At 30.7% G+C, this 24,586-nt stretch carries 23 protein-coding genes; 21 read left to right on the top strand and 2 right to left on the bottom strand.

Going from position 1 to position 24,586, the window contains the following annotated elements:
* The first annotated feature begins 149 nt into the window (after positions 1-149).
* The 5 genes from purF (at position 150) to purD (ending at position 6,111) form a co-directional block, all read left to right on the top strand.
* Complete coding sequence (gene purF / locus CSPA_RS05635; RefSeq protein WP_015391250.1) at positions 150-1,580, top strand: amidophosphoribosyltransferase; 1,431 nt, start codon at positions 150-152, stop codon at positions 1,578-1,580.
* A 9-nt stretch (positions 1,581-1,589) separates the two neighbouring features.
* Positions 1,590-2,591: a phosphoribosylformylglycinamidine cyclo-ligase gene (gene purM / locus CSPA_RS05640; RefSeq protein ID WP_015391251.1), complete on the top strand. Its 1,002-nt coding sequence runs from the start codon at positions 1,590-1,592 to the stop codon at positions 2,589-2,591.
* Positions 2,579-3,187, top strand: coding sequence for a phosphoribosylglycinamide formyltransferase (gene purN / locus CSPA_RS05645; protein WP_015391252.1), 609 nt, complete (start codon positions 2,579-2,581; stop codon positions 3,185-3,187). The genes purM and purN overlap by 13 nt, the downstream gene beginning before the upstream one ends.
* A 17-nt stretch (positions 3,188-3,204) precedes the next feature.
* Positions 3,205-4,713, top strand: coding sequence for a bifunctional phosphoribosylaminoimidazolecarboxamide formyltransferase/IMP cyclohydrolase (gene purH, locus CSPA_RS05650; RefSeq protein WP_015391253.1), 1,509 nt, complete (start codon positions 3,205-3,207; stop codon positions 4,711-4,713).
* Positions 4,714-4,860: 147 nt separating this feature from the next.
* On the top strand, positions 4,861-6,111 hold the full coding sequence (gene purD, locus CSPA_RS05655; RefSeq protein WP_015391254.1) for a phosphoribosylamine--glycine ligase: 1,251 nt from the start codon (positions 4,861-4,863) through the stop codon (positions 6,109-6,111).
* 176 nt (positions 6,112-6,287) lie between these two features.
* Here purD and CSPA_RS05660 read toward each other — a convergent pair whose 3' ends face one another.
* Positions 6,288-7,136 (bottom strand): C1 family peptidase, encoded by an 849-nt coding sequence (locus tag CSPA_RS05660; protein ID WP_015391255.1) that lies wholly within the window; start codon positions 7,134-7,136, stop codon positions 6,288-6,290.
* A gap of 508 nt (positions 7,137-7,644) precedes the next feature.
* Here CSPA_RS05660 and CSPA_RS05665 point away from each other — a divergent pair.
* The 5 genes from CSPA_RS05665 to CSPA_RS05685 all read left to right on the top strand — a co-directional run bounded on the left by CSPA_RS05665 (position 7,645) and on the right by CSPA_RS05685 (position 13,265).
* A complete protein-coding gene (locus CSPA_RS05665; RefSeq protein ID WP_015391256.1) occupies positions 7,645-8,706 on the top strand; it encodes a cell wall-binding repeat-containing protein in 1,062 nt (353 codons plus the stop codon).
* 201 nt (positions 8,707-8,907) lie between these two features.
* Entirely contained in the window at positions 8,908-9,261 is a 354-nt protein-coding gene (locus CSPA_RS05670; protein ID WP_278248787.1) for a BlaI/MecI/CopY family transcriptional regulator, read from the top strand.
* A 5-nt stretch (positions 9,262-9,266) separates the two neighbouring features.
* Positions 9,267-11,570, top strand: a complete 2,304-nt coding sequence (locus CSPA_RS05675; protein ID WP_015391258.1) for a M56 family metallopeptidase — start codon at positions 9,267-9,269, stop codon at positions 11,568-11,570.
* Between the two features lie 228 nt (positions 11,571-11,798).
* A complete protein-coding gene (locus tag CSPA_RS05680) occupies positions 11,799-12,728 on the top strand; it encodes a tetratricopeptide repeat protein (protein WP_015391259.1) in 930 nt (309 codons plus the stop codon).
* A 42-nt stretch (positions 12,729-12,770) separates the two neighbouring features.
* Positions 12,771-13,265 (top strand): GNAT family N-acetyltransferase, encoded by a 495-nt coding sequence (locus CSPA_RS05685; RefSeq protein WP_015391260.1) that lies wholly within the window; start codon positions 12,771-12,773, stop codon positions 13,263-13,265.
* A gap of 180 nt (positions 13,266-13,445) precedes the next feature.
* Here CSPA_RS05685 and CSPA_RS05690 read toward each other — a convergent pair whose 3' ends face one another.
* The gene (locus tag CSPA_RS05690; protein WP_015391261.1) at positions 13,446-14,045 is read right to left on the bottom strand and encodes a hypothetical protein; all 600 of its coding nucleotides are present in this window, start codon (positions 14,043-14,045) and stop codon (positions 13,446-13,448) included.
* Between the two features lie 610 nt (positions 14,046-14,655).
* Between CSPA_RS05690 and CSPA_RS05695 the strand changes: the two genes are divergently transcribed.
* The 11 genes from CSPA_RS05695 to CSPA_RS05745 all read left to right on the top strand — a co-directional run bounded on the left by CSPA_RS05695 (position 14,656) and on the right by CSPA_RS05745 (position 24,357).
* Complete coding sequence (locus CSPA_RS05695; RefSeq protein ID WP_015391262.1) at positions 14,656-15,105, top strand: MarR family winged helix-turn-helix transcriptional regulator; 450 nt, start codon at positions 14,656-14,658, stop codon at positions 15,103-15,105.
* Positions 15,106-15,119: 14 nt separating this feature from the next.
* A complete protein-coding gene (locus CSPA_RS05700; RefSeq protein ID WP_015391263.1) occupies positions 15,120-16,091 on the top strand; it encodes a beta-ketoacyl-ACP synthase III in 972 nt (323 codons plus the stop codon).
* A 217-nt stretch (positions 16,092-16,308) separates the two neighbouring features.
* Positions 16,309-17,250 carry an enoyl-[acyl-carrier-protein] reductase FabK gene (gene fabK / locus CSPA_RS05705; protein ID WP_015391264.1) on the top strand — a complete coding sequence of 314 codons (942 nt, stop codon included), beginning with the start codon at positions 16,309-16,311 and terminating at the stop codon, positions 17,248-17,250.
* The gene (fabD, locus tag CSPA_RS05710) at positions 17,243-18,178 is read left to right on the top strand and encodes an ACP S-malonyltransferase (protein ID WP_015391265.1); all 936 of its coding nucleotides are present in this window, start codon (positions 17,243-17,245) and stop codon (positions 18,176-18,178) included. Before fabK ends, fabD begins: the two co-directional genes overlap by 8 nt.
* Before the next feature lie 78 nt (positions 18,179-18,256).
* Entirely contained in the window at positions 18,257-18,997 is a 741-nt protein-coding gene (gene fabG, locus CSPA_RS05715; RefSeq protein WP_015391266.1) for a 3-oxoacyl-[acyl-carrier-protein] reductase, read from the top strand.
* Positions 18,998-19,015: 18 nt separating this feature from the next.
* The gene (gene fabF, locus CSPA_RS05720; protein ID WP_015391267.1) at positions 19,016-20,251 is read left to right on the top strand and encodes a beta-ketoacyl-ACP synthase II; all 1,236 of its coding nucleotides are present in this window, start codon (positions 19,016-19,018) and stop codon (positions 20,249-20,251) included.
* Positions 20,252-20,369: 118 nt separating this feature from the next.
* Complete coding sequence (gene accB / locus CSPA_RS05725; RefSeq protein WP_015391268.1) at positions 20,370-20,885, top strand: acetyl-CoA carboxylase biotin carboxyl carrier protein; 516 nt, start codon at positions 20,370-20,372, stop codon at positions 20,883-20,885.
* 3 nt (positions 20,886-20,888) lie between these two features.
* Positions 20,889-21,317 carry a 3-hydroxyacyl-ACP dehydratase FabZ gene (fabZ, locus tag CSPA_RS05730; protein ID WP_015391269.1) on the top strand — a complete coding sequence of 143 codons (429 nt, stop codon included), beginning with the start codon at positions 20,889-20,891 and terminating at the stop codon, positions 21,315-21,317.
* 14 nt (positions 21,318-21,331) lie between these two features.
* Positions 21,332-22,684, top strand: coding sequence for an acetyl-CoA carboxylase biotin carboxylase subunit (locus tag CSPA_RS05735; protein WP_015391270.1), 1,353 nt, complete (start codon positions 21,332-21,334; stop codon positions 22,682-22,684).
* Positions 22,677-23,546 carry an acetyl-CoA carboxylase, carboxyltransferase subunit beta gene (accD, locus tag CSPA_RS05740; protein WP_015391271.1) on the top strand — a complete coding sequence of 290 codons (870 nt, stop codon included), beginning with the start codon at positions 22,677-22,679 and terminating at the stop codon, positions 23,544-23,546. The genes CSPA_RS05735 and accD overlap by 8 nt, the downstream gene beginning before the upstream one ends.
* Positions 23,539-24,357: an acetyl-CoA carboxylase carboxyltransferase subunit alpha gene (locus tag CSPA_RS05745; protein ID WP_015391272.1), complete on the top strand. Its 819-nt coding sequence runs from the start codon at positions 23,539-23,541 to the stop codon at positions 24,355-24,357. The genes accD and CSPA_RS05745 overlap by 8 nt, the downstream gene beginning before the upstream one ends.
* Positions 24,358-24,586 lie beyond the last annotated feature (229 nt).

Raw genomic sequence — 24,586 nt, forward strand, 5'->3', positions numbered from 1 at the left:
AATTTATGAGGAAAAATAAAATTTTATCAATAATTGTGCATTGTGCATTCTCAATTATTAATTGTAAGTCTTAAATGTTAATGCACTGACCATTAATAATTGACAACTGGGCATTGATTAAAAAATTAAAAGACGAAAGGATTGTATAAATGAATAATTCAAATTTTGAATTAATAATGGATCCAAGTAATGATAAATTTAAAGATGAATGTGGAGTTTTTGGTGTTTATGCCAATCAGCCAATAGATGTTGCAACTATGACCTATTATGGACTTTATGCTCTTCAACACAGAGGACAAGAAAGTGCTGGAATAGCTGTTGCAGATGGTGAAAAAATAGATATTCACAAAGGTTTAGGTCTTATTACAGAAGCTTTTAAACCAGAAGATCTAAGTAAACTACAAGGTCATATAGCTGTAGGGCATGTTAGATATTCAACTGCTGGAGGAAAGGGTATAGAAAATGCTCAACCTATAGTAAGCACTTCAAAAATCGGATCAATTGCTATGGCTCATAATGGAAATCTAGTAAATGATGATGTTATAAGAGAATTGCTTGAAGATGCTGGACAAATTTTTCATACATCTACAGATTCAGAAGTAATTGCTTGTCTTATAGCAAGAAGTGCAAAAAAGGGGCTTGCAAAGGCAGTTGTAGATGCAATGTCAGCTATTAGAGGGTCTTTTGCATTAACTATTATGTCAAAAGATAAGTTGATCGGGGCTAGAGATCCACACGGAATAAGACCATTGTCATTGGGGAAAATTGAAGAAGGTTATATACTAACTTCAGAAAGTTGTGCTTTAGATGCAATAGGCGCTGAACTTATTAGAGATATTGAACCAGGGGAAATAGTAATAATAGATGCAGATGGAATACAATCATATAGATATTCTGAAAACACTAAGTGTCAAACCTGTGCATTCGAATATATATATTTTGCTAGACCAGATTCAAGAATTGATGGGCTTGAAGTTCATACAACAAGAGTAAAAGCTGGTGAACAATTATTTAAGGAACATCCATTAGATGCAGATATAGTTATAGCAGTTCCAGATTCAGGAATACCAGCAGCTATAGGATATGCAAAGGCATCTGGAATACCTTTTGATACAGGATTTATAAAAAACAGATATGTTGGAAGAACTTTTATATCTCCATCACAAGAAATAAGAGAAAGAGCAGTTGCGGTAAAATTAAATCCATTAAAAGTAAACTTAGAAGGTAAAAGAGTTATTCTTATTGATGATTCTATAGTTAGAGGAACTACTTCAAAACATTTAATTGAATCACTTAGACGTGCAGGAGTAAAAGAAGTTAACTTTTTAATTGCATCACCAAGTGTTAAATATCCATGTTATTTTGGAATAGATACTCCTTATAGAAGCGAGCTTGTTGCTGCTAATCATACTGTTGAAGAAATTAGAGATATGATTGGAGCAGATTACTTAGGATACTTAAGTGAAGAAGGGGTTTATAGAAGCTGCGGCGATAGAGACGGATTCTGTATGGGATGCTTTAATGGCATTTACCCAGTAGCAACACCAATAGAAGAAATATCAAAAGATCTTGAAAGGTAGGTTTAATAAATGATTACTTACAAAGAAGCTGGAGTTAATATTGAAGAAGGATATAGATCAGTTAAATTAATAAAGGAATATGCAGCAAAAACTATGAGTCAATATGTATTAAATGGACTAGGTAGCTTTGCAGGTATGGTTGAATTACCATCAGGTTATGAAAAACCAGTTTTAGTTTCAGGAACTGATGGAGTTGGAACTAAGCTTGAAATAGCATTCAAAAATAAGAAATATGATACTGTTGGAATTGATTGTGTAGCTATGTGTGTAAATGATATTTTATGCCATGGAGCAAAACCATTATTCTTTCTAGATTATATAGCTTGTGGAAAACTTGAAGCAGAGGTTGCTTCGGATTTAGTTAAAGGAATATCAGATGGTTGTATAGATTCTGATTGTGCTTTGATTGGTGGAGAAACTGCTGAAATGCCAGGTTTTTATTCAGAAGGTGAATATGATATGGCAGGCTTTGCGGTTGGTATTGCTGATAAAGATAAGATTATTAATGGAAGCAATATTAAAGAAGGAGATAAATTAATTGGGATAGCTTCTTCAGGGGTTCATTCTAATGGATATTCATTAATTAGAAAAGTATTTCCTGATTTAAATGAAGAATTTAAAGGAGAGGAAGTATGGAAGACATTAATTACTCCTACAAAAATATATGTAAAACCTGTGCTTAAGCTATTAGAAAGCTATGAAATAAAAGGAATGGCACATGTTACTGGTGGAGGTTTCATTGAAAATGTACCAAGAATGTTTAATGGAGGAAACTTCACAGCAGTAATTAATAAAGATTCATATCCACTTCCAGCTATATTTGAAAGAATTATTGAAAAGGGTGTAGATAAAGAGCATATGTATAATACTTTTAATATGGGAATTGGATTTGTGCTTGCTGTTAACGAAAAGGATGTTGCACCTATTATAAAAGCATTAGTAGAAATGGGCGAAAAGGCTTATGAAATAGGATATGTAACATCTGGAGGTGAAGGTATTTGTTTAAAATAGCGGTCTTGGTTTCTGGGGGAGGAACTGACCTTCAATCTGTTATAGATGCCGTAGAAAATAAAGAACTTAATGTAAAAATAGAAATGGTTATTGGAAGTCGTGATAATATTTATGCTTTAGAGAGAGCAAAAAAGCATGGTATTGAAACTTTTGTTATAAGTAGGAAAGAATATGGGGAAAAAGCTTCAGATAAAATATTAGAATTAACTAAAGGAAAGGTTGATTTAATAGTTCTTGCAGGATTTTTAGCAATTTTAGATGGAGATATATTAAAGGAATTCGATAACAAGATAATTAATATTCATCCATCTTTAATTCCTTCTTTTTGTGGGGCTGGTATGTATGGATTAAAAGTTCATGAAGCTGTAATAAAAAGTGGTGTTAAATTTTCAGGATGCACTGTTCATTTTGTAAATTCAGAAGTAGATGGTGGAGCAATACTTCTTCAAGAAGTAGTTCCAGTATATTTTGAAGATGACGCGGAAACACTTCAAAAAAGAATTTTAGAAAAAGAGCATTTAATATTGCCAGAAGCTATTAGATTAATCAGTGAAGGTAAAGTTGAATTTGTAAACGGAAAAGCGAAGATCAGTTAACTGAGAAAGGTGATTTTATGAAAAAGAGAGCTTTAATAAGTGTATTTGATAAAGATGGAGTTTTAGATTTTGCTAAATTTTTAGTATCTAAGGATGTTGAAATTGTATCAACAGGAGGGACTTATAAATATTTAAAGGAAAATGGAGTTGAAGTTATTGAAATCAATGAAGTAACAAATTTTCCTGAAATGCTAGATGGTAGAGTTAAGACTCTTCACCCATTAGTTCATGCAGGTATTCTTGCTATAAGAGATAATGAAGAGCATATGAACACATTAAAAGGAAGAGATATTCATACTATTGATTATGTTGTTGTAAATTTATATCCATTCTTTGAAAAAGTTAAAGAAGATTTAGAATTTGAAGAAAAGGTAGAGTTTATTGATATTGGTGGTCCTACAATGCTTAGAGCTGCTGCTAAGAATTTCCAAGATGTAGTAGTGATTTCTGATAAAAACGATTATAATGTTGTTATGGAAGAAATTAAAACAAATGGGGAAACCTCTTTAAAAACTAAGAAGAGATTAGCAGGGAAAGTTTTTAATCTTATGAGTGCTTATGATGGAGCTATTTCAAACTTTTTACTAGCTGATGATGAAGAAGAATATCCAGAGTATCTTTCAGTTTCATATAAGAAAATGCAAGGACTTCGTTATGGTGAAAATTCACACCAAACAGCAGCAGTTTATTCAGCAACAATGCTTGATGGGGCTATGAATACCTTTGAAGTATTAAATGGTAAAGAATTATCTTATAATAATTTTAAGGATTGTGATATAGCTTGGAAATGTGCTAATGAATTTGATGAACCAGCTTGTTGCGCATTGAAGCATAACACACCATGTGGTGTTGCTGTTGGGAAAGATTCCTATGAAGCTTATATGAAGGCATATGAAGTGGATCCAACTTCAATATTTGGTGGAATTATTGGATTTAATAGGAAAGTTGATAAGAAGACAGCAGAAGAAATGGTTAAAATTTTCTTAGAAGTTATTGCAGCTCCAGAATATGATGAAGATGCTTTAGAGGTGTTAAAGACTAAGAAAAATTTAAGAGTTCTTAAATTTAATAACAAACCAAAAGCCGACAAATACATGGTTACGGTTGATGGGGCAATGCTTATTCAAGAAGAAGATAATAAGTTAATAGAAGAAATCAAAGTAGTAACTGATAAGAAACCAACTGATGAAGAAATGAAAGATTTATTATTTGGAATGAAAGTTGTTAAGTATGTTAAATCAAATGCTATCGTTGTTGCTCATAACGGAATAGCACTTGGAATTGGTGGAGGTCAAGTTAATAGAATCTGGCCAACAGAAGATGCTTTAAAGAGAGGAAAAGGAGCTACAATCTTAGCTTCTGATGCTTATTTCCCATTTGGAGATGTTGCAGAAACAGCAGCAAAGGCTGGTATAAAAGCAATAATTCAACCAGGTGGATCTATTAGAGATCAAGAATCAATAGATGTTTGCAATAAATATGGAGTTGCAATGGTATTTACAGGATATAGACACTTTAAACACTAAAAACCAGTTTACAATTTACAAGGCACAGTTTACAGTTAAGGAATAAACGCCAACGGCGTTTAAATATAAAAAATTCCGTAGGAATTTTATCCACAACTGTAAACTGTAAATTGTGACCTGTAAACTGAACAAATTGGAGGTATGTAAATGAAACTTCTTTTAATTGGTTCAGGCGGTAGAGAACATGCTTTAGCTTGGAAATTGGCTAAAAGTGCAAAAGTAGAAAAAATATTTGTTGCGCCAGGTAATGGCGGAACAGCGATTGAAAATAAATGTGAAAATGTAAACATAACTGATATTGATGAATTAGTTAAATTTGCACAAAAAGAAATTATAGATCTTACAATAGTTGGACCAGAAGATCCTTTGACAAATGGAATTGTAAATAAATTTAAAAAAGAAGGCTTGAAAATCTTCGGACCAGCTGAAAGTGCTGCACAGCTTGAAGGTAGTAAAAGTTTTTCTAAAGAATTTATGAAAAAGTATGGAGTTAAAACTGCTGAATATGAAACCTTTACTAATGTAGAGGAAGCGCTAAAATACCTTGAAAAATGCCCATATCCAACAGTTGTTAAGGCTGATGGCTTAGCTGCTGGAAAAGGTGTTGCAATTTGCGAAAATAAAGAAGAAGCAGTGACAGCAGTAAAATCGTATATGGTAGATGATATATTTAATGGAGCAGGACAAAAAATAATAATAGAAGAATTCCTTGAAGGTGTTGAAGCTTCAATTCTTTCTATTACAGATGGAAAAACAATTATTCCGTTTATATCAGGAAAAGACCATAAGCAAATATTTGATGGTGGAAAAGGCCCTAATACAGGTGGAATGGGAGTATTAGCGCCAAATCCTTACGTTACAGAAGATGTAATGAAAGATTTTGAAGATAACATAATGGCTAAGACTCTAACTGGAATAAGAGAAGAAGGTTTTGATTATAAAGGAATTATATTCTTTGGTATTATGATTACTAAGAAAGGAACTTATCTTTTAGAATATAACGTTAGAATGGGAGATCCAGAAACACAATCAGTTCTTTACTTAATGGAAAGTGATTTTGTTGAAGTAATAGAGGCGGCACTTCACGAAGAATTAGATAAGACTATTATCAAGTGGAATGATGGGGTATGTATAAATGTAGTTTTAGCTTCAAAAGGATATCCAGGAGAATTCACTAAAGGTCATGAAATTACTATTGATGAAAAAGTAAAAGATAAGGTATTTTTAGCTGGAGCAAAGGCAGAAGATGGTATTTTAAAAACAAATGGTGGTAGAGTATTATCAGTTATTGGTTTAGGAAAAACTTTAGAAGAAGCTAGAGAAGATGCTTATGAAAATATAAAATTTGTTACTTTTGAAGGTGCTTATTGGAGAACGGACATAGGAACACATAAATAATTTTAGATATAGAGTTGTTGCAAAGCAATATGATAGTTTTGTAACAGCTCATTTTTTTATATAATTAATGTGAGTTCTTAATTGAATTCACATTAATTATATAAGATAATATATTTGTATTAAGTGGAAATCTATTGCTTCAAAATACGTTCTTTAGCTATTAACTGAATAATAATTTATTCAGCATCAGTCATTACATAGGATTCTATATTTTGGCTCTTTATTAAATCATAGCTAATCCAGCCATAACCGTTGATTCCCCAGCTTGTACCCCATGAATTTATTATTTTTACTGCTCTTTTACTATCATCATAGCCGATTACACATAATGCATGGCCGCCTCTGCTTCTTCCATAAATTTTATCATAAATTGGATTGCTAGCACTCAAGTTATCAAAATCGGGATATACTTCTATACCAATAACGACAGGATTACCGCTTGCTAGTTGTGCCTTTATTGCACTATAATTACCATCTGGAAGCTGGCTCCAGTCTGCAGCTTTATATTTAGCAGCATTAGCTTTTTGGCTAGCTGTAGGAGTAGTTTCCCATGCATATTCGCTTCCGTCATAAGGCATATCAGTTAATGTAGTGCAGCCTTGTGTCTCTAAAATATTAAATGCATCTGAAAAATCAGAACCACCACCATCTGCTGAATTATCTGCATGTATTTGACTATATATATATGCAGGACTAAAGATATGTGAGTTTGTGTTTAGAGACCATTTCCATTCTTGTCCTTCTTGATAAGACTTATCAGCATATCCAGTTGCCCAGGTAACACAACTTCCTAAATCTCCTTGATTACCTACTTTAGGAAATTGATTTGTTAAGTCAACTTTAGCAGGTAATTGCACTTTGCTATCTGAATTCACAACCATTTTAATTCCTGGTATTTTTTCATGTAAGTGATTTAATCCAGTTGGATGCAAAGTAGCTGCATATGAATTTTGATTTGGAATTAAAGCCCCTAAAATTGCAAGTGAACATGCTAAAAATTTGATACTAGTTTTGTTAAATTTCATTTTTATCCCTCCCAATTTTTTTATTATCAATAGTTATCTTATGCCTAGCCACTGTAACGTGTAATTTTAAATTTAGATGGAAGATGATAGTAGGCCACTGCATAAATAATTTATAATAAAAGTCTCACTATATACTGCTTGGACAAAGTTTACTTATTGTACATTTCACCTCATTTCGTGTAAAGAAATATATCCAACTTAGGAAATAGAAACTTTTATTCTATAAATTTTTAATTATGGTAAAATATTATTGTAATTGTAGTTTGATTCAATTAAAAAAACAATATTAAATGATCTAAATGTCTATTTTAGAGCATTAAAAGATTATTTTTATTAAAATATTTCTTTTTAATGCAGATTTTATATGTTTTAAGACTTGCCTTTCAGGAAAGAAATTGAGAAGGAAGCACTTAATAAAAGATTATTTTAGATTAGTTCAATTTAGGTTATAATGAAATTAGGCAAAAGAAATGGAAGTGTATTTTAGAGAGAATGAGGTAAGAGAAATATGATTAAAAAATTAGTTTGTAGTGTTATTGCTACAATATCAATAATTATGCTAATACCAATTGGAGCTTCTGCAGAATGGAAAAGTGATAATCATGGCTGGTGGTATACTGAAGGAAGTTCATATATAACTGGCTGGAAGCAAATTAATAATTTGTGGTATTATTTTGGGGCTGATGGTTATATGCAAAAGGGTTGGATTAAAGATGGAGCTTGGTGGTATTACTTAAAGGATAATGGAGTTATGGCCACTGGAAAAATTTCAATTAAGGATAAGACGTATGAATTTTATGACAATGGAAGATGGAAAAATAATTATCTTCCTAGTAGAGAATCGTTAAAAGATAATAGTATGAAGCCATCAGCAAAAACATTAGAAGAAACTTCTGATTTTAGCTGGTTCGAAGAGCATGGAAATAAATATTTCAAAATTTTAGGTGGTATTTATGCCTATGGCGGATGGAATATAGATGGTGATTTGTATGTATTTGATAAAAATGGAGTGTTACAGAAAGGTGAATACACTGGACAAAGCGGAAACAAATATCTTTTAGGTGAAGATGGTAAATTTGTAAAGGGAATTACTTATCCAGAGGATGAATTGTGGGTTGAAACTGCGTTAACAACTAAGTCGACCACAGATAAAAATGATGTTAAATTAGATGATAGTAATATGATGAATTTAAATGATCCATATTCTAAAGATCTCGCCGCAGGAAATGGAACAACAATTTTACAAGCACTAGATTACAAGCTAGAGAATAAAAAATCAAAACCTAAAATTGAAGGTAAAACTTTATACTGCAAGGTTAAACAATCTATATATTTGGGAAATATTAAAGTTAGCAGTGAAAATTCTAAAAGTTCAGCACTTCCAAACTTAATGGTAATGGCAAGTAGTACAGATGAGAATGTTGTTTATTCAGCAGTTGATTTAGGTTTAGAAGATGGATTCTATAAAAATATTTATCCAAAAATAGAGGCATATAAAGCAGGTAAAGCAACTATAACAATAAGCGTAAATGGAGCAAAAACCACATTTGATGTTATTGTAACTGAATAAAAATGCAATTATTATATGAAGATAAAATTAGGAAGAGATCTTGGAGAAAAGCAAGATCTCTTTTTTGCGCAGAAATATTTTTGAGAGGGAGAAAATTATAAAAACTAGACATTGACAATATATTCTACAAGTTGTAGTATGAAAATATACTACAGTTTGTAGAATAAGTTTGAGGAGGCGATATTCATAAGAATTGGAAAGATTTCAGATGCTGAAATGGAAATAATGAAAATTATTTGGAATAAGAATAGGCAAGTTACTACAGCAGATATTTTAGAAGAATTGCCGAAAGAAAATTCATGGAAGATAACAACAGTGATGACTCTTATATCAAGGTTGACTGATAAGGGGATTTTAAAAGTAGCTAAATTAGGAAAGTTAAATAATTATTCAGCCAAAATTACTGAAGAAGAATATAAAGCAATTCAAGCCGATAATTTTCTTGAAGATATGCATAACGGTTCTGTTAAAAATTTTATAGCAACTTTGTTTAATAATAAAAAAATAAGCAAAGAAGATATATCAGATTTAAAAAAATGGCTTAAGGATGTGTAGAGGCTATGGATATTTTTAAGATTCTCTTGCAAATTACCTTAACTGGAAGCTTATTGTCTTTAATATTATGCTTATTTAAGCCATTTACTAAAAAAGTTTTTAGTGCAACTTGGAATTATTATATGTTAGTTATAACATTATTATTTTTTATTATACCAATAGGAAGTTTTATTAAATTTCCAGAAATAGTAGTTTACAAGGGAACAGTTCCTATTGAAACTACAAGTAAGACATTACAGTTAGATAATAAAAAGATTTCACAAGGTGAGAATAAAGATGATATACGAGTATTAAATGATAAGAATGAATTGGTACCTCTAAATACAAATGAAATTACTTTACGAGAAGCAAAACCAATTAATGAGATACTAAAAAAAGAGATATTAATTTATATTTGGGCTATAGGTATAATAATATTTATAGCTAAGGAAGCTTATAATTATAGATCCTTTTATAAAAAGCTTAACATTGCAAGTAATATGATTGAGGATGAAATAATTATTAATGCTTTAGAGACATCTAAGAAAAATTTAAATATAAGTAAAAAAATAATTTTTTGTGAATGTTCATGCATTAAAAGCCCTATGATTACAGGAATATTGAAACCTACAATAACTATACCTAAAAGGGAAGAAAATTTGGACAAACTAGAGATAATTCTTACTCATGAATTACTTCATTTCAAAAGAAAAGATTTATGGATAAAAATAATGGCGCTTGTAGTCAATATAATTAATTGGTTTAATCCTATTGCTTATATTATTAGAAGTAAAATAAATGTTGAATGTGAATTATCTTTAGATGAGCATTTAATTAGGAATATGGATAAATCAAAAAGAAAGTACTATGGAGAAATTATTTTAGAACAAATAGAATACTCTCAAAATAAATCTTTAAGTTTAGGAGCATCAGTTTGTAAAGGTAGAAAGGAGCTTGAAACAAGATTGAAAAATATAATATTTTTTAAAAAATCAAGAAAATTAATTGTAGGTATATCATTTATAGCAGCTATGTTTTTCACGTTTACCAGCCTATTTACTGCAAATGCAGTTTTTGCTGATAATAGTAACTTGGAAAAGAATAATAAAACAGCAGAATTTGCTGCTTTTGTAGCAAATGATGGCTTATATATGTCAGAATTGAAAGAAAATAATTCAATTCTTCTTGATAAAAGCCAGAAGATTAAAAAACCATTAATATCAAAGAATGGATTGTTTGTTGCATATACAAAGGAAGAAAATTTATATGTATGTAATATAAAAACTCGTGAAATAATGGAAGTATCTAAAAATATAGAGTCATACGATTGGAATAATTCAGGTGATTTAATTTATTATAGTAGTAATTCTGGAATATCCATGTATAATGCTGAAGATAAAAATTCAAAAACACTTATAAGTAATGAATATGATTATTACAACATTAACTGTGATAGCAAAGGGAAAATATATGCGAATAAAGAATTAAAGTATTCTGAAGGAAATGACAAAAAAATAAAAACTATGGGCATAATTTGTTATGACTTAAATACTAAAGAAGAAAAGGTTATTTTAGCAAGTAAAGAAGGTACCAATAAAGAAATTAATGAGAAATATACAATTTCTGAGTTATTTGAATCAATTGGTTCAACACCTAATGTTTCAAAGGTTTCAACCGATGATAAATACTTGTATATCTGGAATGGACCTAAGTCAGGGTCATTGTCAGCTGATGCTACTGAATTTTCAGTATATGATATTTTAAATAATAAATTTATAGAAAATAATAATATGATAGCATTAGCTTATAGAGATAATATTTCACAAAATCCAGTAGATAGCAATCTTGTTGCAGTAAATAATGGTGAATATAGAGATATGTATTATAATAAAACATTAGGTATTTATAATGTAGATAATAATAGTTTTACAAATTTACTTCCGCAAGATCAAGTTTCTATGACACCAGATTATTCTGCTGATGGAAAAAACATAGTATATTCAGGAACCAATAGCATAAAAGATTCTAAATTGATAAGTAATAAAGAATGGGAAAACCAAGCGCACCATATTTATGCAGTAAATACAGATACAAAAAAAGTAATACAAATAACAAATAGTAAAGCTTTCGATTTTATGCCTAAATATTTATTAAATAATGAAATATTATTTGTACGAGAAGATGGTAATTCTTATAGTCTGTGGAAGACAAAAGATGGAGTAGAAACAAAGCTTGCAGATAATTTGAATTTTAAATCTAATTCATATACTAATACTTGGTACTATGGTCATTATGAAACTGAGCAAGTTGTAGATTTGTTTTTGGGATAATAGGTTACTATATATAATTGTAGTAAAAATGTATTAAAGTTGTGGATAAAAACTTCACTAAATTAATAATTTAGTGGAGTTTTTATTTTAAGGATAGGTCATATAGGATATAATATTAGATGGTTAGTGTAGACTTTGATATTAAAAATTATGATAAACGTATATTATAGAAAATTGAAAAGAGATAATTAATTTGAGATAAGAAAAATGAATGGATGAAATGATAATATGGAAAATAAAAATTATTTGTATAATAACTATTTAAATATGGCAAGGAACTTAAGAACTGAAAACAACTTATTAAAGGCCATGAGTTTCTATAAAAAAGCATATGCGCTAGATATAGGCAAGTTTGATATAGAGTTACTTATGGATATGGCATTGCTATATGATCAAATTGGACTTTCAAGTGAGGCAGAAAGTAAATACTTAGAGATTATTAAGCTAGATAAAGATGAAGCCATAGCATATTATGGTTTGGCTATTATATATAATGAAAATGATGAATTAGAGAAAGCTAAAACATTTTATAAAAAAGCAATAGAAAAAAATCCTAATTATGATAAAGCATATTTCTTTTTAGCAAATATATATGATGAAATTGGGCAAAAAGAGAAGGCAATACTTAATTATAAAAAGGTTATTGATATAAATCCTTATGATTTATGGGCCTATGCAAACACTGCATGTATTTTAGAAGAACAGAATAAGAATAGTGAAGCTTTGGAATATATAAATAAAGCATTGAAAGTAGATAGGAGACACTACAAGATACTTTTTAATAAAGCCGTTATTTTAAATAAGCTTGGAATGATAGAGGAAAGTAAAGAATACTATAATAAATCAATTAAAGAAAATCCAAGATATCCATTTAGTTTTCTAAATTTAGCGGTTATATATAGGGAAGAAGGAAATTTTGAAAAGGCTATTGAGATAATAACGGATGGAATAAATGAAAATATGGAAGAAGGATTTTTATATTATAATAGGGCTTGCTTTTATGTAAATATAAATGAAAATTTAAAGGCTATTAATGACATTAAAAAAAGTATACAATTAAATGAAGATTTTTTGGGGTATATGAAAAAGGATAGGGAATTAGATCCAATACGAGGAATTAAAGAATATAAAGAAATTGAAGGTACTTCAAAACAATAAAAATACAAAAGAGTTAAAGAAAAATATTTAGGAGGAACCAAAATGGAATTTATTATTGACAAGGTTAAAAGAGAGGATTTTGATGAAATAGTTAAAATATATGAACAAGGAATAAAAACTGGAATTTCAACGTTTCAAACTAAATCACCAACATATGAGGCATGGGATGAAGGACATATTAAAGAATGTAGATTAGTAGCAAGAAGTGGTGATAGAGTGTTAGGTTGGGCTACTTTAGCTAAAATATTTCAAAGACCTGTATATGATGGTCTTTTAGAATTAAGCTTATATATTGCTGAAGATGCTAGAGGTAAAAAGGTTGGACAAACATTGCTTAATGCATTGATAGAAGAATCAGAAAAACATGGAATCTGGTCAATTCAATCACTTATAATTAAGGAAAATAAAGCCAGTATTGCACTTCATGAAAAATGCGGATTCAGGCATGTAGGATATTGGGAAAAAGCAGGAAAGATGTCACATGATAATTTATGGTATGATGTTGTTATTATGGAAAGAAGAAGCACAATAATATGAACTAATAAGTAAACAAAGTTCATATAAAATAATTTTAATACTAAAAACTTAATAGAAGCTTGTCCGATGTTTGCTTACTAAAACTTTATGTTTAGAGCAAGCTAAAGGGTGAACAAGCTTCCATTTAATATTTTATGTAGTTTTTTATAATCAATGCTTTTACTTTTATAGATTGTAAAATTAGTTTCTATATTGAACTTCAGATAGATTTGATACATGTTCGTATTCTATTTTTTCATTGTTATATAAGAATTTTACCCCATCTATCCATTCGCCTCTAGATTTATTATTAGATTGAAGAAAATTCTCAATTAAAGTACCAGAAGTCACAGAACCACCAGTGGAACCTTGGAATTTTGATATCCATTTCTTATTGTTAGCGTCAGCTAAATTTATGGTGGCAACTTTTTTACCGTTAACAGTATCTATAGATTTAACTTCAATAGGTAGGTTATCAAATTTCTTTTCTGATAATGCTTTTGATAATTGTTTTAATTTATCTTCTAAGGTCGAATTTTCGTTTACTTCAATATTGCCTGATTGGTCAGGTTCTAAAGAATTTTCATCAATACTATATATATTAATTTTAATTTTATTTACCTTTGGCTCACTTTTTGATTGAGTATCATTTGATTTAGTAGCATTGGAGTTATCTTTATTTTGTTCCACAGTAGTGTTGCTGTCTGCTTTTGAAGTTGTGGTATCATTTGCTTTTTGAGTACAAGAAACCATTACAATGCTTAATAATAATACTGTAGATAAAATTAATTTTCTGATCATAATATGTACACCTCCTGAGTCTATAATTAATATACACTATATTACAATTATAAATTTACAAATAGGATTTTTTATTCTTTAGGAATTTATAGTAAAGTTAAATCTGTGGATAACTTGTTGAAAAGGCCAATTAAGTAAGTTTTATGTGTCAAAAAGAATAAAAAATAAATCTTATTCGCCTGCATAAAATGTTCTCATATGCAGCATAGCTGCTCTTTATAAGGTGCAGATTTTTCTCACATGCGTTCGAAAAGGCAGATGCGCACCTATAAAAAGAGTGCGAAGCACAATACGGAACTTAATATTAAAAATCTCCGGCTCCACAGTCGCTTGCGATTTTTTTATTAATTAATTGTAAATATATATTATTAATTGAGTAAATTATATCATATCATAGTATGTTTTTAAAGCATATGATAAAATGGGAAAAAATGAAAAAAGTTTGACATTATATTTTTGTTATAGTATATTTTGATTATCAAACTATTTGATTTTAAAACTTTTAATTCCATATATATTCAAAAGATAAACTAATTAAAAAGCTATTTTTTTAATTAGTATTGAATTTCTATGGGTATTTTTTGTATGTCAAGGTGGAGAGTGCAGATGAATGGATAGTACACTTATAATGATCAATGAACTTTTAGTACAGTTGTTTAATGATGTTATACAAATAGAAGAACAGAGTTTAAAAAATGGCGTACTTTCAGATATTTCAATTACTGAGATTCATACGATCGAAGCTATTGGAATGTATAAGGAAAGTACAATGTCTGAAGTAGCACAGAAGTTAAAAATTACTGTAAGTACTTTAACGACGGCTATTAATAAATTGATAAAAAAAGGATACGTAGAAAGAAAAAGAATAGAGGAAGATAGAAGAGTTGTTTTAGTTAAATTAACGAAAAGAGGAAAGTTAGCCTTTAGGCTTCATGAAAGATTTCATAGGGAAATGGTAAACACAGCTATAGACGGATTAAATTTGGAAGAAGAAGAAATTTTGATTTCGTCTTTAAATAAAATAAATCACTTTTTTGTGAAAAAATATAAATTGGAATAATGAAGGAGAAAATTATGAACAATGTTAAGATTGCTAGTATTGGGGCATATTTACCACCTTTAGTAGTTACAAATGATAAAATAAGTGAATTTGTTGATACAAATGATGAATGGATAGTACAAAGAACAGGAATAAAGGAGCGAAGAATTTCGGAGGGAGAAAATACATCTGAAATCTCTACTAAAGCAGCCCGAATTGCTCTTGAAAGAGCTGGAGTTGATCCAAAAGATTTAGATTTAATAATAGTTGCAACTATTAGTCCAGACAAATTTATACCATCAGTTGCTTGTTTAGTCCAAAGCAATTTAGATGCTGATAAGGCTGCTTGCTTTGATATAAGTGTTGCATGTTCAGGGTTTGTATATGGATTAGAAATAGCAAGAGCACTTATGAATACAATGAACTATAAGAATGCACTAGTTATTGGTGCAGAAGTTCTTTCAAAAGTAATGGATTGGTCAGATAGAAGTACATGTATACTATTTGGGGATGGAGCAGGCGCAGCTGTATTAAAACAAGATGAAAAACAAGGAATAATCAAATCATATTTAAGATCCGATGGAAAAAAAGGGGAAGCATTGACTATAGGTGCTACTGATTTTGATACACCTTTTACTAAAGAAAAAACAGTAAGTGATAGAATTATCAAAATGAATGGTAGAGAAGTACTTAGATTTGCAGTAGGTGCAATTGATGATGCTGTTAAAGAAGTTTTAAAGGATACCGATATTTCAATAGATGAAATTAAATATGTAGTACCTCATCAGGCAAACTATAGAATTATAAAATTGGCAGCAGAAAAATTAAATTTAAGTGAAGATAAATTCTATTTGAATTTAGATAGAGTAGGAAATACATCAGCAGCATCAGTTCCTATAGTTTTAAATGAAATGTATGAGAAAGGTTTATTTAATAAAGGAGATAAAATCATTTTAGTTGCATTTGGTGGTGGCTTAACTTATGGTGCGACATTAGTTGAATGGTAAAAAACAAGGTTTAATAACAAGGCATTATAAAAATAACAATTATTTATATAAATATGAACTTATTTTTAACTTTTAGGTTATTTCATTGATAACTAAATACTATATATAGTAAAATTATTTATCATGTTAAAGTTATTTGTCTACAATTGATTCCAAAAGAGTTTATTGATGGGCATAAAGATGATTAAGGATTTGATTATGCTGGGAGGAAATTATTGTGAAAAAAAGTAGAGTGTGTGAACTATTAAAAATAGAGTATCCTATATTTCAAGGTGCAATGGCGAGAATTGCAGATGCATCTTTAGCTTCAGCTGTAAGCGAAGCAGGAGGACTTGGAATAATAACAGGAGCAGCACCAACTGAATGGGTAAGGGAACAAATACAAAAAACTAAGAAGTTAACTGATAAACCTTTTGGAGTAAATATAATGTTAATGTCAGAAAATGCTGAAGAAATAGCTGAGTTAGTTTGTGAAGAAGGAGTAGCAGTAGTTACAACTGGGGCAGGAAGTCCAGGAAAGTATATGGAAAAGTGGAAGGCTCATGGGATAAAAGTTATACCAGTAGTAGCTTCAGTAGCTTTAGCTAAAAGAATGGAAAAGGCAGGTGCTGATGCTATTATTGCAGAAGGAACTGAATCAGGAGGACATGTTGGGCAGTTGACTACAATGGCATTAGTGCCACAAGTTGTTGATGCAGTTGAAGTCCCAGTTATAGCAGCAGGTGGTATTGGTGATGGAAGAGGCGTAGCTGCATCATTCATGCTAGGAGCTGAAGGAATTCAAGTTGGAACAAGATTCTTAGTAGCTAAAGAATGCACAATACATCAAAATTACAAAGACAAGGTATTAAAAGCTAATGATATAGATACTGAAGTTACAGGAAGACCAACTGGTCATCCAGTTAGAGTTCTTAGAAACAAACTTGCAAGAACTTATTTGAAGTTAGAAAAAGAAGGAGCATCTGTTGAAGAGTTAGAAAAACTTGGAGCAGGCGCGTTGAAAAAAGCTGTTGTAGATGGTGACGTTGATAATGGATCACTTATGTCGGGGCAAATTGCAGGTCTTATTAATAAAGAAGAGACTTGTAAGGAAATGATTGAAGAATTATTCAATGAAGCGAATGAATTATTTGGAAAATTTGGAGGAAACCATGAATAGTACTAAAACTGCATTTCTTTTTCCAGGTCAAGGGGTTCAAACAATAGGTATGGCAAAAGAACTTTATGAGAACATACCAGAATGTAAAGAAATTTTAGATAGAAGTGAAGAAATTTTAAAAATGCCAATTAAGCAAATGATGTTTGAAGGACCAGAAGAAGTTCTTACAGCAACAGAAAATGCTCAACCTACAATTCTTGTAGCATCCCTTATGGCATTAAAAGCTCTAGAGATAAATGGAATAGAAGCTGATTATACAGCTGGTCTTAGTTTAGGTGAATACGCATCTCTTATATATGGAGGAGCTCTTTCTTTGGAAGATGGATTATTGCTTATAAAAGAAAGAGGAAGAATAATGGGAAGTGCATTACCTGAAGGGTTAGGTACAATGGCTGCAATATTAAAATTAGATGATGAAAAGTTACAAGAATTATTAAAAAGAGCAAGTGAATTTGGAGTTATAGAAGGTGCTAATTTTAATTGCCCTGGGCAAGTATCGGTTTCAGGAGAAAATAAGGCTGTAGCTGAAGCAGTAAAAATAGCTAAGGAACTTGGGGGACTTGGAATTCCATTAAAGGTAAGTGGGCCATTCCATAGTTCACTTCTTGAGCCAGCAAGTGAAGAATTCTTTGATACAATAAAGGAAGTAAACATTAAAGAGCTTAATAAAACAGTATATTCGAATGTTAAAGGTCTTCCATATGAACCACAAGATGATATTAGAGAATTATTAAAGAAACATATAAGATCATCTGTGCTTTTTGAAAAGACTATAAAGCATATGTTAGATAATGGAGTAGATACATTTATAGAAGTAGGTCCAGGAAAAGCACTTAGAGGATTTGTTAAGAAGATTGATAAGACTGCAAAACTTTTAAATGTTGAAGATATAACTTCATTAAATAATGTGATTGACAATAATCAATAAGCAATAGTTGATTATTAATACACTGCCAAGCATTGATAGCTGATTATTAAAAATTGACAATTGAATGGAGGGAATTATATGTTAAAAGGAAAATGTGCAATTATTACAGGTGCATCAAGAGGAATAGGAAAAGCAGTAGCGTTAAAGCTTGCATCTCTTGGAGCTAACATTGTTATAAATTATAGAAGTAATGAAAAAGAAGCTTTAGAAGTTGAAAAGGAAATACAAAACATGGGAGTTGACACGTTGTGTGTTAAAGGAGATATTTCTAAAGCAGAAGAAGTGGAACATCTTATTACATGTGCTAAAGAAAAGTTTGGAACTATAGATATTATGGTTAATAATGCTGGAATTACAAAGGATACATTAATACTTAGAATGAAAGAGGAAGACTTTGATAGTGTTATTGATGTAAATTTAAAAGGAGTATTTAATTGTTTAAAGGCGATTACTCCAATTATGGTTAAACAAAAGCAAGGAAAGATAATAAATCTTTCATCAGTGGTTGGTATTTCAGGAAATGCTGGTCAAGTTAATTATTCAGCATCTAAGGCTGGGGTTATAGGAATGACAAAGTCACTAGCTAAAGAAGTTGGATCAAGAGGAATCACAGTAAATGCTGTAGCTCCAGGATATATAGAAACAGATATGACGGAAACTTTAGGAGAAAAATATAAAGAAGAAATGAAGAAGAATATTCCACTTAAGAGACTTGGAACAGCAAAAGATGTGGCAGAAGTTATAGCTTTCCTAGCAAGTGAAAGTGCTGATTATGTTACAGGTCAAGTTATCCAAGTTGACGGCGGAATGTTAATGTAATGGAGGAAGAATAGGGTTATGGAAAAAAGAGTAGTTATCACAGGTATGGGGGCTTTAACTCCAATTGGAAATGATGTTAATTCATTTTGGGATAATGCTAAGAGTGGTAAATTAGGGATAGATTATATTACTTTAATTGATACAGAATTGGTTGATGTAAAAATTGCAGCTGAAGTTAAAGATTTTGATGCTGATACGTTAGTTGGAAAGAAAGAAGCTAAGAGATTAGATAGATTTGCACAATTTGCTTTGGTTGCATCGGATGAAGCTATAAAAGATTCAGGAATAGATTTGGAAAAAGAAGATTTAGAAAGATTTGGCGTAATGTTAGGCTCTGGAATAGGTGGATTCCAAACAATAGAAGACGAATGCTCAAAACTTGCAACAGGAAAATCAAAAAGAGTATCTCCATTTTTCGTGCCAATGGCAATTATAAATTTAGGAGCAGGAAATGTTGCTATTAAGTATGGCTTAAAAGGTCCATGTACATCAGCTGTAACTGCATGCGCAACAGGAACAAATAACATTGGAGATGCATTTAGAGCAATAAAGCATGGATATGCTGATGTTATGCTTGCTGGTGGAGCAGAAGCACCAATAACTAGACTTGGGGTTACAGGTTTTAATAGTATGAAAGCTTTAAATACTGACAATAATCCAACTAAAGCTTCTATTCCTTTTGATAAGGATAGAAGTGGATTCGTTATGGGAGAAGGTGCAGGAGTTGTAATTCTTGAATCTTTAGAACATGCACAAGCTAGAGGAGCTAACATACTAGGTGAAATTGTAGGATATGGTTCAACTTGTGATGCATATCATATTACATCCCCAGATCCAGAAGGAACTGGAGCAGCAAGAGCTATGAAGGAAGCTATACAAGAAGCTGGAATTACGCCAGGAGAAGTTTCTTATATAAACGCTCATGGAACTTCAACACCATTAAATGATAAATTTGAAACATTGGCAATCAAAAAAGCATTTGGAGAAGATGCATATAAAGTTCCAATATCATCAACAAAATCTATGACTGGACATCTTTTAGGTGCAGCAGGCGCAATTGAAGCTATAATATGTGCAAAAGCACTACAAGAAGGTTTTATTCCGCCAACAATTGGATATGAAACAAAGGATGAAGAATTAGATTTAGATTACGTGCCTAATGAAGGAAGAAAGAAAGAATTAGAATATGCATTAACTAATTCATTAGGTTTCGGTGGACATAACGCGACTTTATTATTAAAAAAATGGAAATAACATCAGTTTGCAGCTAACAACGAACAATTAACAACTACAGTTTTAGAGAGAAATTCTTTTAGAATTTCTTCTGTAAACTGTAAATTGTAAACTGTAACCTGACACAAGGAGGATTATTATGGACTTTGAGAAAATTAAAGAGCTTATTAAATTAGTAGATGCTTCAAGCCTAGCTTTTTTTGAGCTTCAAAATGGCAATGATCACATAAAAATGGATAAATCATTAGTTAGAGGGATAGCTGATAATACTGTTAAATCAAGCGGTATTAATCAAGTGACTAATATTCCAGCAAGTGCTGAAACTACTGTTATTAAAGAAAAAACTGAAACTCATATAGTCGAAAGTGAAGAATTAAAAACTACAGAAAAGGAAACTATTGTAGATGATAAAGATATTAGTGTTATAACTTCACCTATGGTAGGAACATTTTATTCAGCAGCTTCACCAGATAGTGCACCTTTTGCGCAAGTGGGAGATACAGTTGCTAAAGGTAAAATTATATGTATAATTGAAGCTATGAAACTAATGAATGAAATAGAAAGTGAATATAATGGAGTAATAGTTGAATGTTTAGCTAAAGATGGTGATATGGTAGAATACGGTCAACCATTATTTAAGGTTAAGGGGGAATAATAAATGCTTGATACTAATCAAATAAAAGAAATTATACCTCATAGATATCCAATGCTATTAATAGACAGAGTTCTTGAAATGGATATTGAGGAAAAATTATTTGTTAAAGGGTATAAAAATGTATCTGCTAACGAAGCATATTTTCAAGGACATTATCCACAAGAGCCAATTATGCCAGGAGTTTTGCAAATTGAAGCATTAGCTCAAACAGGAACAGTGGCTATTCTTTCTATGGAAAAATTTAAAGGTAAAACTCCTTTATTTGCAGGAATTAATAAAGCTAGATTTAAAGGAAAAGTTGTGCCTGGTGATAGATTAGATTTATTTTGTGAAATAATAAAAATCAAGGGGCCTATAGGGATAGGTCACGGAATAGCATCAGTTGATGGAAAAACAGTTTGCGAAGCAGAAATACTTTTTGCATTGCAGTAGGATAGGTGAGAATAATGTTAAAGAAGGTACTAATTGCCAATAGAGGCGAAATTGCAGTTAGAATAATTAGAGCTTGCAGAGAAATGGGAATAAGTACAGTTGCAGTTTATTCAGAAGCAGATAAAGAAGCTCTACATACTCAATTAGCTGATGAAGCTGTGTGTATTGGTCCTGCAATGCCTAAAGATAGCTATTTAAATATAACAAATATTTTAAGCGCATGTGTTTTAACAGGAGCTGATGCTATACATCCAGGCTTTGGATTTTTATCTGAGAATCCAAAATTTGCAAAGATGTGTAGACAATGTAACATAAAATTTATTGGGCCTGATTATGAAACAATAGAAATGATGGGAAACAAAGCAGAAGCTAGAAAGATAATGAAAATATCAGGAGTTCCTGTTGTTCCTGGATATGAGGGCGAAATAAGAGATGAAAATCATGCCTTAGAAATAGCAAAAGAAATTGGATATCCAATAATGATAAAAGCATCAGCTGGTGGTGGTGGAAAAGGAATAAGAATTGCTCATAATGATGAAGAATTTTTATTAGGCTTTAAAACTGCTAAAGCAGAAGCAAAGGCTTGTTTTGGGGATGATTCTTTATATATAGAAAAATTTGTTCAAAAACCAAAGCATATTGAATTTCAAATATTAGCAGATGAACATGGAAATGTAATTCATTTGTGTGAAAGAGAATGTTCTATGCAAAGAAAAAATCAAAAGGTTTTAGAAGAAGCTCCATCTAATGTACTTACGCCAGAATTAAGAGAAAAGATGGGTGAAATTGCAAAAAAGGCAGCTCTTGCAGTAGATTATAAAAATGCAGGAACTATAGAATTCTTATTTGATAAAGATAATAATTTTTATTTTATGGAAATGAACACAAGAATACAAGTAGAACATCCAATTACAGAAATGATTACAGGTATTGATTTAGTTAAGCAACAACTAAAGATAGCAGCAGGAGAAAAACTTGAATTTACTCAAGATGATATAAAAATTAAAGGTCATGCAATAGAATGTAGAGTTAATGCAGAAGATCCAGACCATGACTTTAGGCCTTGTCCAGGAAAAATAGAAGAACTTTGCATTCCAGGTGGAATGGGAGTTAGAATTGATTCGGCAATATTCTGTGGTTATAAAATACCCCATTGTTATGATTCTATGATGGCTAAGGTAATTACCTTTGGAAATGATAGAAATGAAGCTATTGTCAAAATGAATAGGGCATTAGCAGAATTTGCAGTAGGTGGAGTAAAAACAAATATTGATTTTGAATTATCAATACTAGAAAGTAAAGAATTCTTAGAAGGGGATTATGACACTTCATTTTTAGCAGAAAAGATGGTGAAGAAGAATGCTTAAGGATTTATTTAAAAAGAAGACATATGCAACTGTTAAGTCTTCAAGCATAAAAAAGAATATTTCTGAAGAAAAACCTAATATTCCATCAGGTATGTGGGTTAAGTGTGACAAATGTAATGCCATGATTTATGGCGAAGATTTGGAAAATTCTAAATATGTTTGCTCGACTTGTGGGTATCATTTTAGATTAAATGCAAAACAAAGAATAAGAATGTTTTTAGATAAGGATACTTTTAAAGAATTTTGGAGAGAATTAAAGACAACGAATCCTTTAGAATTTGAAGGCTATGAAGAAAAATTAAAAAGTGGAAAAACTACTAGTACTGAAGCAGTTGTTACAGGCGTTGGACAGTTAAATGGCTTAAGTGTCGCATGTGCTGTTATGGATAGTTTTTTTATGATGGGAAGTATGGGAACTGTAGTAGGAGAAAAAATTACGAGACTTGTTGAATATGCTACTGAAAATAAACTTCCAATAATAATTTTTACAACATCAGGTGGAGCTAGAATGCAAGAAGGTATATATTCTCTTATGCAAATGGCAAAAGTGAGCGCAGCTCTTGCAAGACATGATGAAGCTGGTCTTTTATATATTACTGTATTAACAGATCCGACAACAGGAGGAGTAACAGCAAGCTTTGCTATGGAAGGTGACATTATATTAAGTGAACCAAATGCTTTGGTTGGATTTGCAGGAAGAAGAGTAATTGAAAATACAATTAAAGAAAGTCTTCCAGACGATTTTCAAAAGGCAGAGTTTTTACTTGAAAAAGGATTTATAGATGCTATTGTAGAAAGAAAGAACATGAGGGCTTGTATATACAAAATTCTAGTTTTACATGGGGTGAGAAATAATGGATAAGGACTTTATAAAAATTAATACGACACCATGGGAAAATGTTGAAATTGCAAGGCATAAAGATAGGCCAACTGGCAAGTATTATATAGAAACTATTTTTAATGACTTTATTGAATTTCATGGAGATAGAAGCTTTGGAGATGATAAATCCATAATTGGAGGAATTGCATCAATTGGTGATACAAATGTGACAGTTATAGCAATCACTAAAGGTTCAAACACTAATGAAAATATAGAAAGAAATTTTGGAATGCCAAATCCAGAAGGATATAGAAAAGCATTAAGACTTATGAAGCAAGCTGAAAAATTCAAAAGACCTGTGGTTTGTTTTATAGACACGCCAGGTGCATTTCCAGGAATTGGAGCAGAAGAAAGAGGTCAAGGGCAAGCCATAGCTAATAATCTCTTTGAATTAAGTAGATTAAAGACGCCAATAATATCTATTTTAACAGGTGAAGGTGGAAGTGGTGGAGCTTTAGCACTAGCAGTTGCAGATAAAATTTTCATGTTAGAATATTCTATATACTCAATTCTTACTCCAGAAGGGTTCGCATCTATTTTATGGAAAGATGCTAGCAGAGCAAAAGAAGCAGCATCAGTTATGAAAATTACAGCTAAAGATTTAAAAGATTTTAATATAATTGATGATATTATAAAGGAACCTAGAGGTGGAGCACATAGAAACCCAGGTAGAACAGCGGGATTGATTAAGAAAGTTATTTTAGACTCATTACAAGAATTAAAAGATAAAAATTTAAATGAATTAGTTCAAGATAGATACAATAAATTTAGACAAATGGGAAATTTTTATTAATGGAATTATAGTTTTGGATTTTTCTAATATATAAACTCAAAAGATATATAAATGTATAGACTATAGAGTAAAACTCTTTAGTCTTATTTTTTTTGTTTAATTGAGATAAGTTATGGGATATAATATAATAAGTAAAATAAAAATTGGTGATAAATATAGAGTTAAGGGTAAAATACTTAATAGTATATGGGATGCGCTTATAGAAAACATTATATTTAAGTTAATGCAT

This window comes from Clostridium saccharoperbutylacetonicum N1-4(HMT) (assembly GCF_000340885.1).
Taxonomy (GTDB): domain Bacteria; phylum Bacillota; class Clostridia; order Clostridiales; family Clostridiaceae; genus Clostridium; species Clostridium saccharoperbutylacetonicum.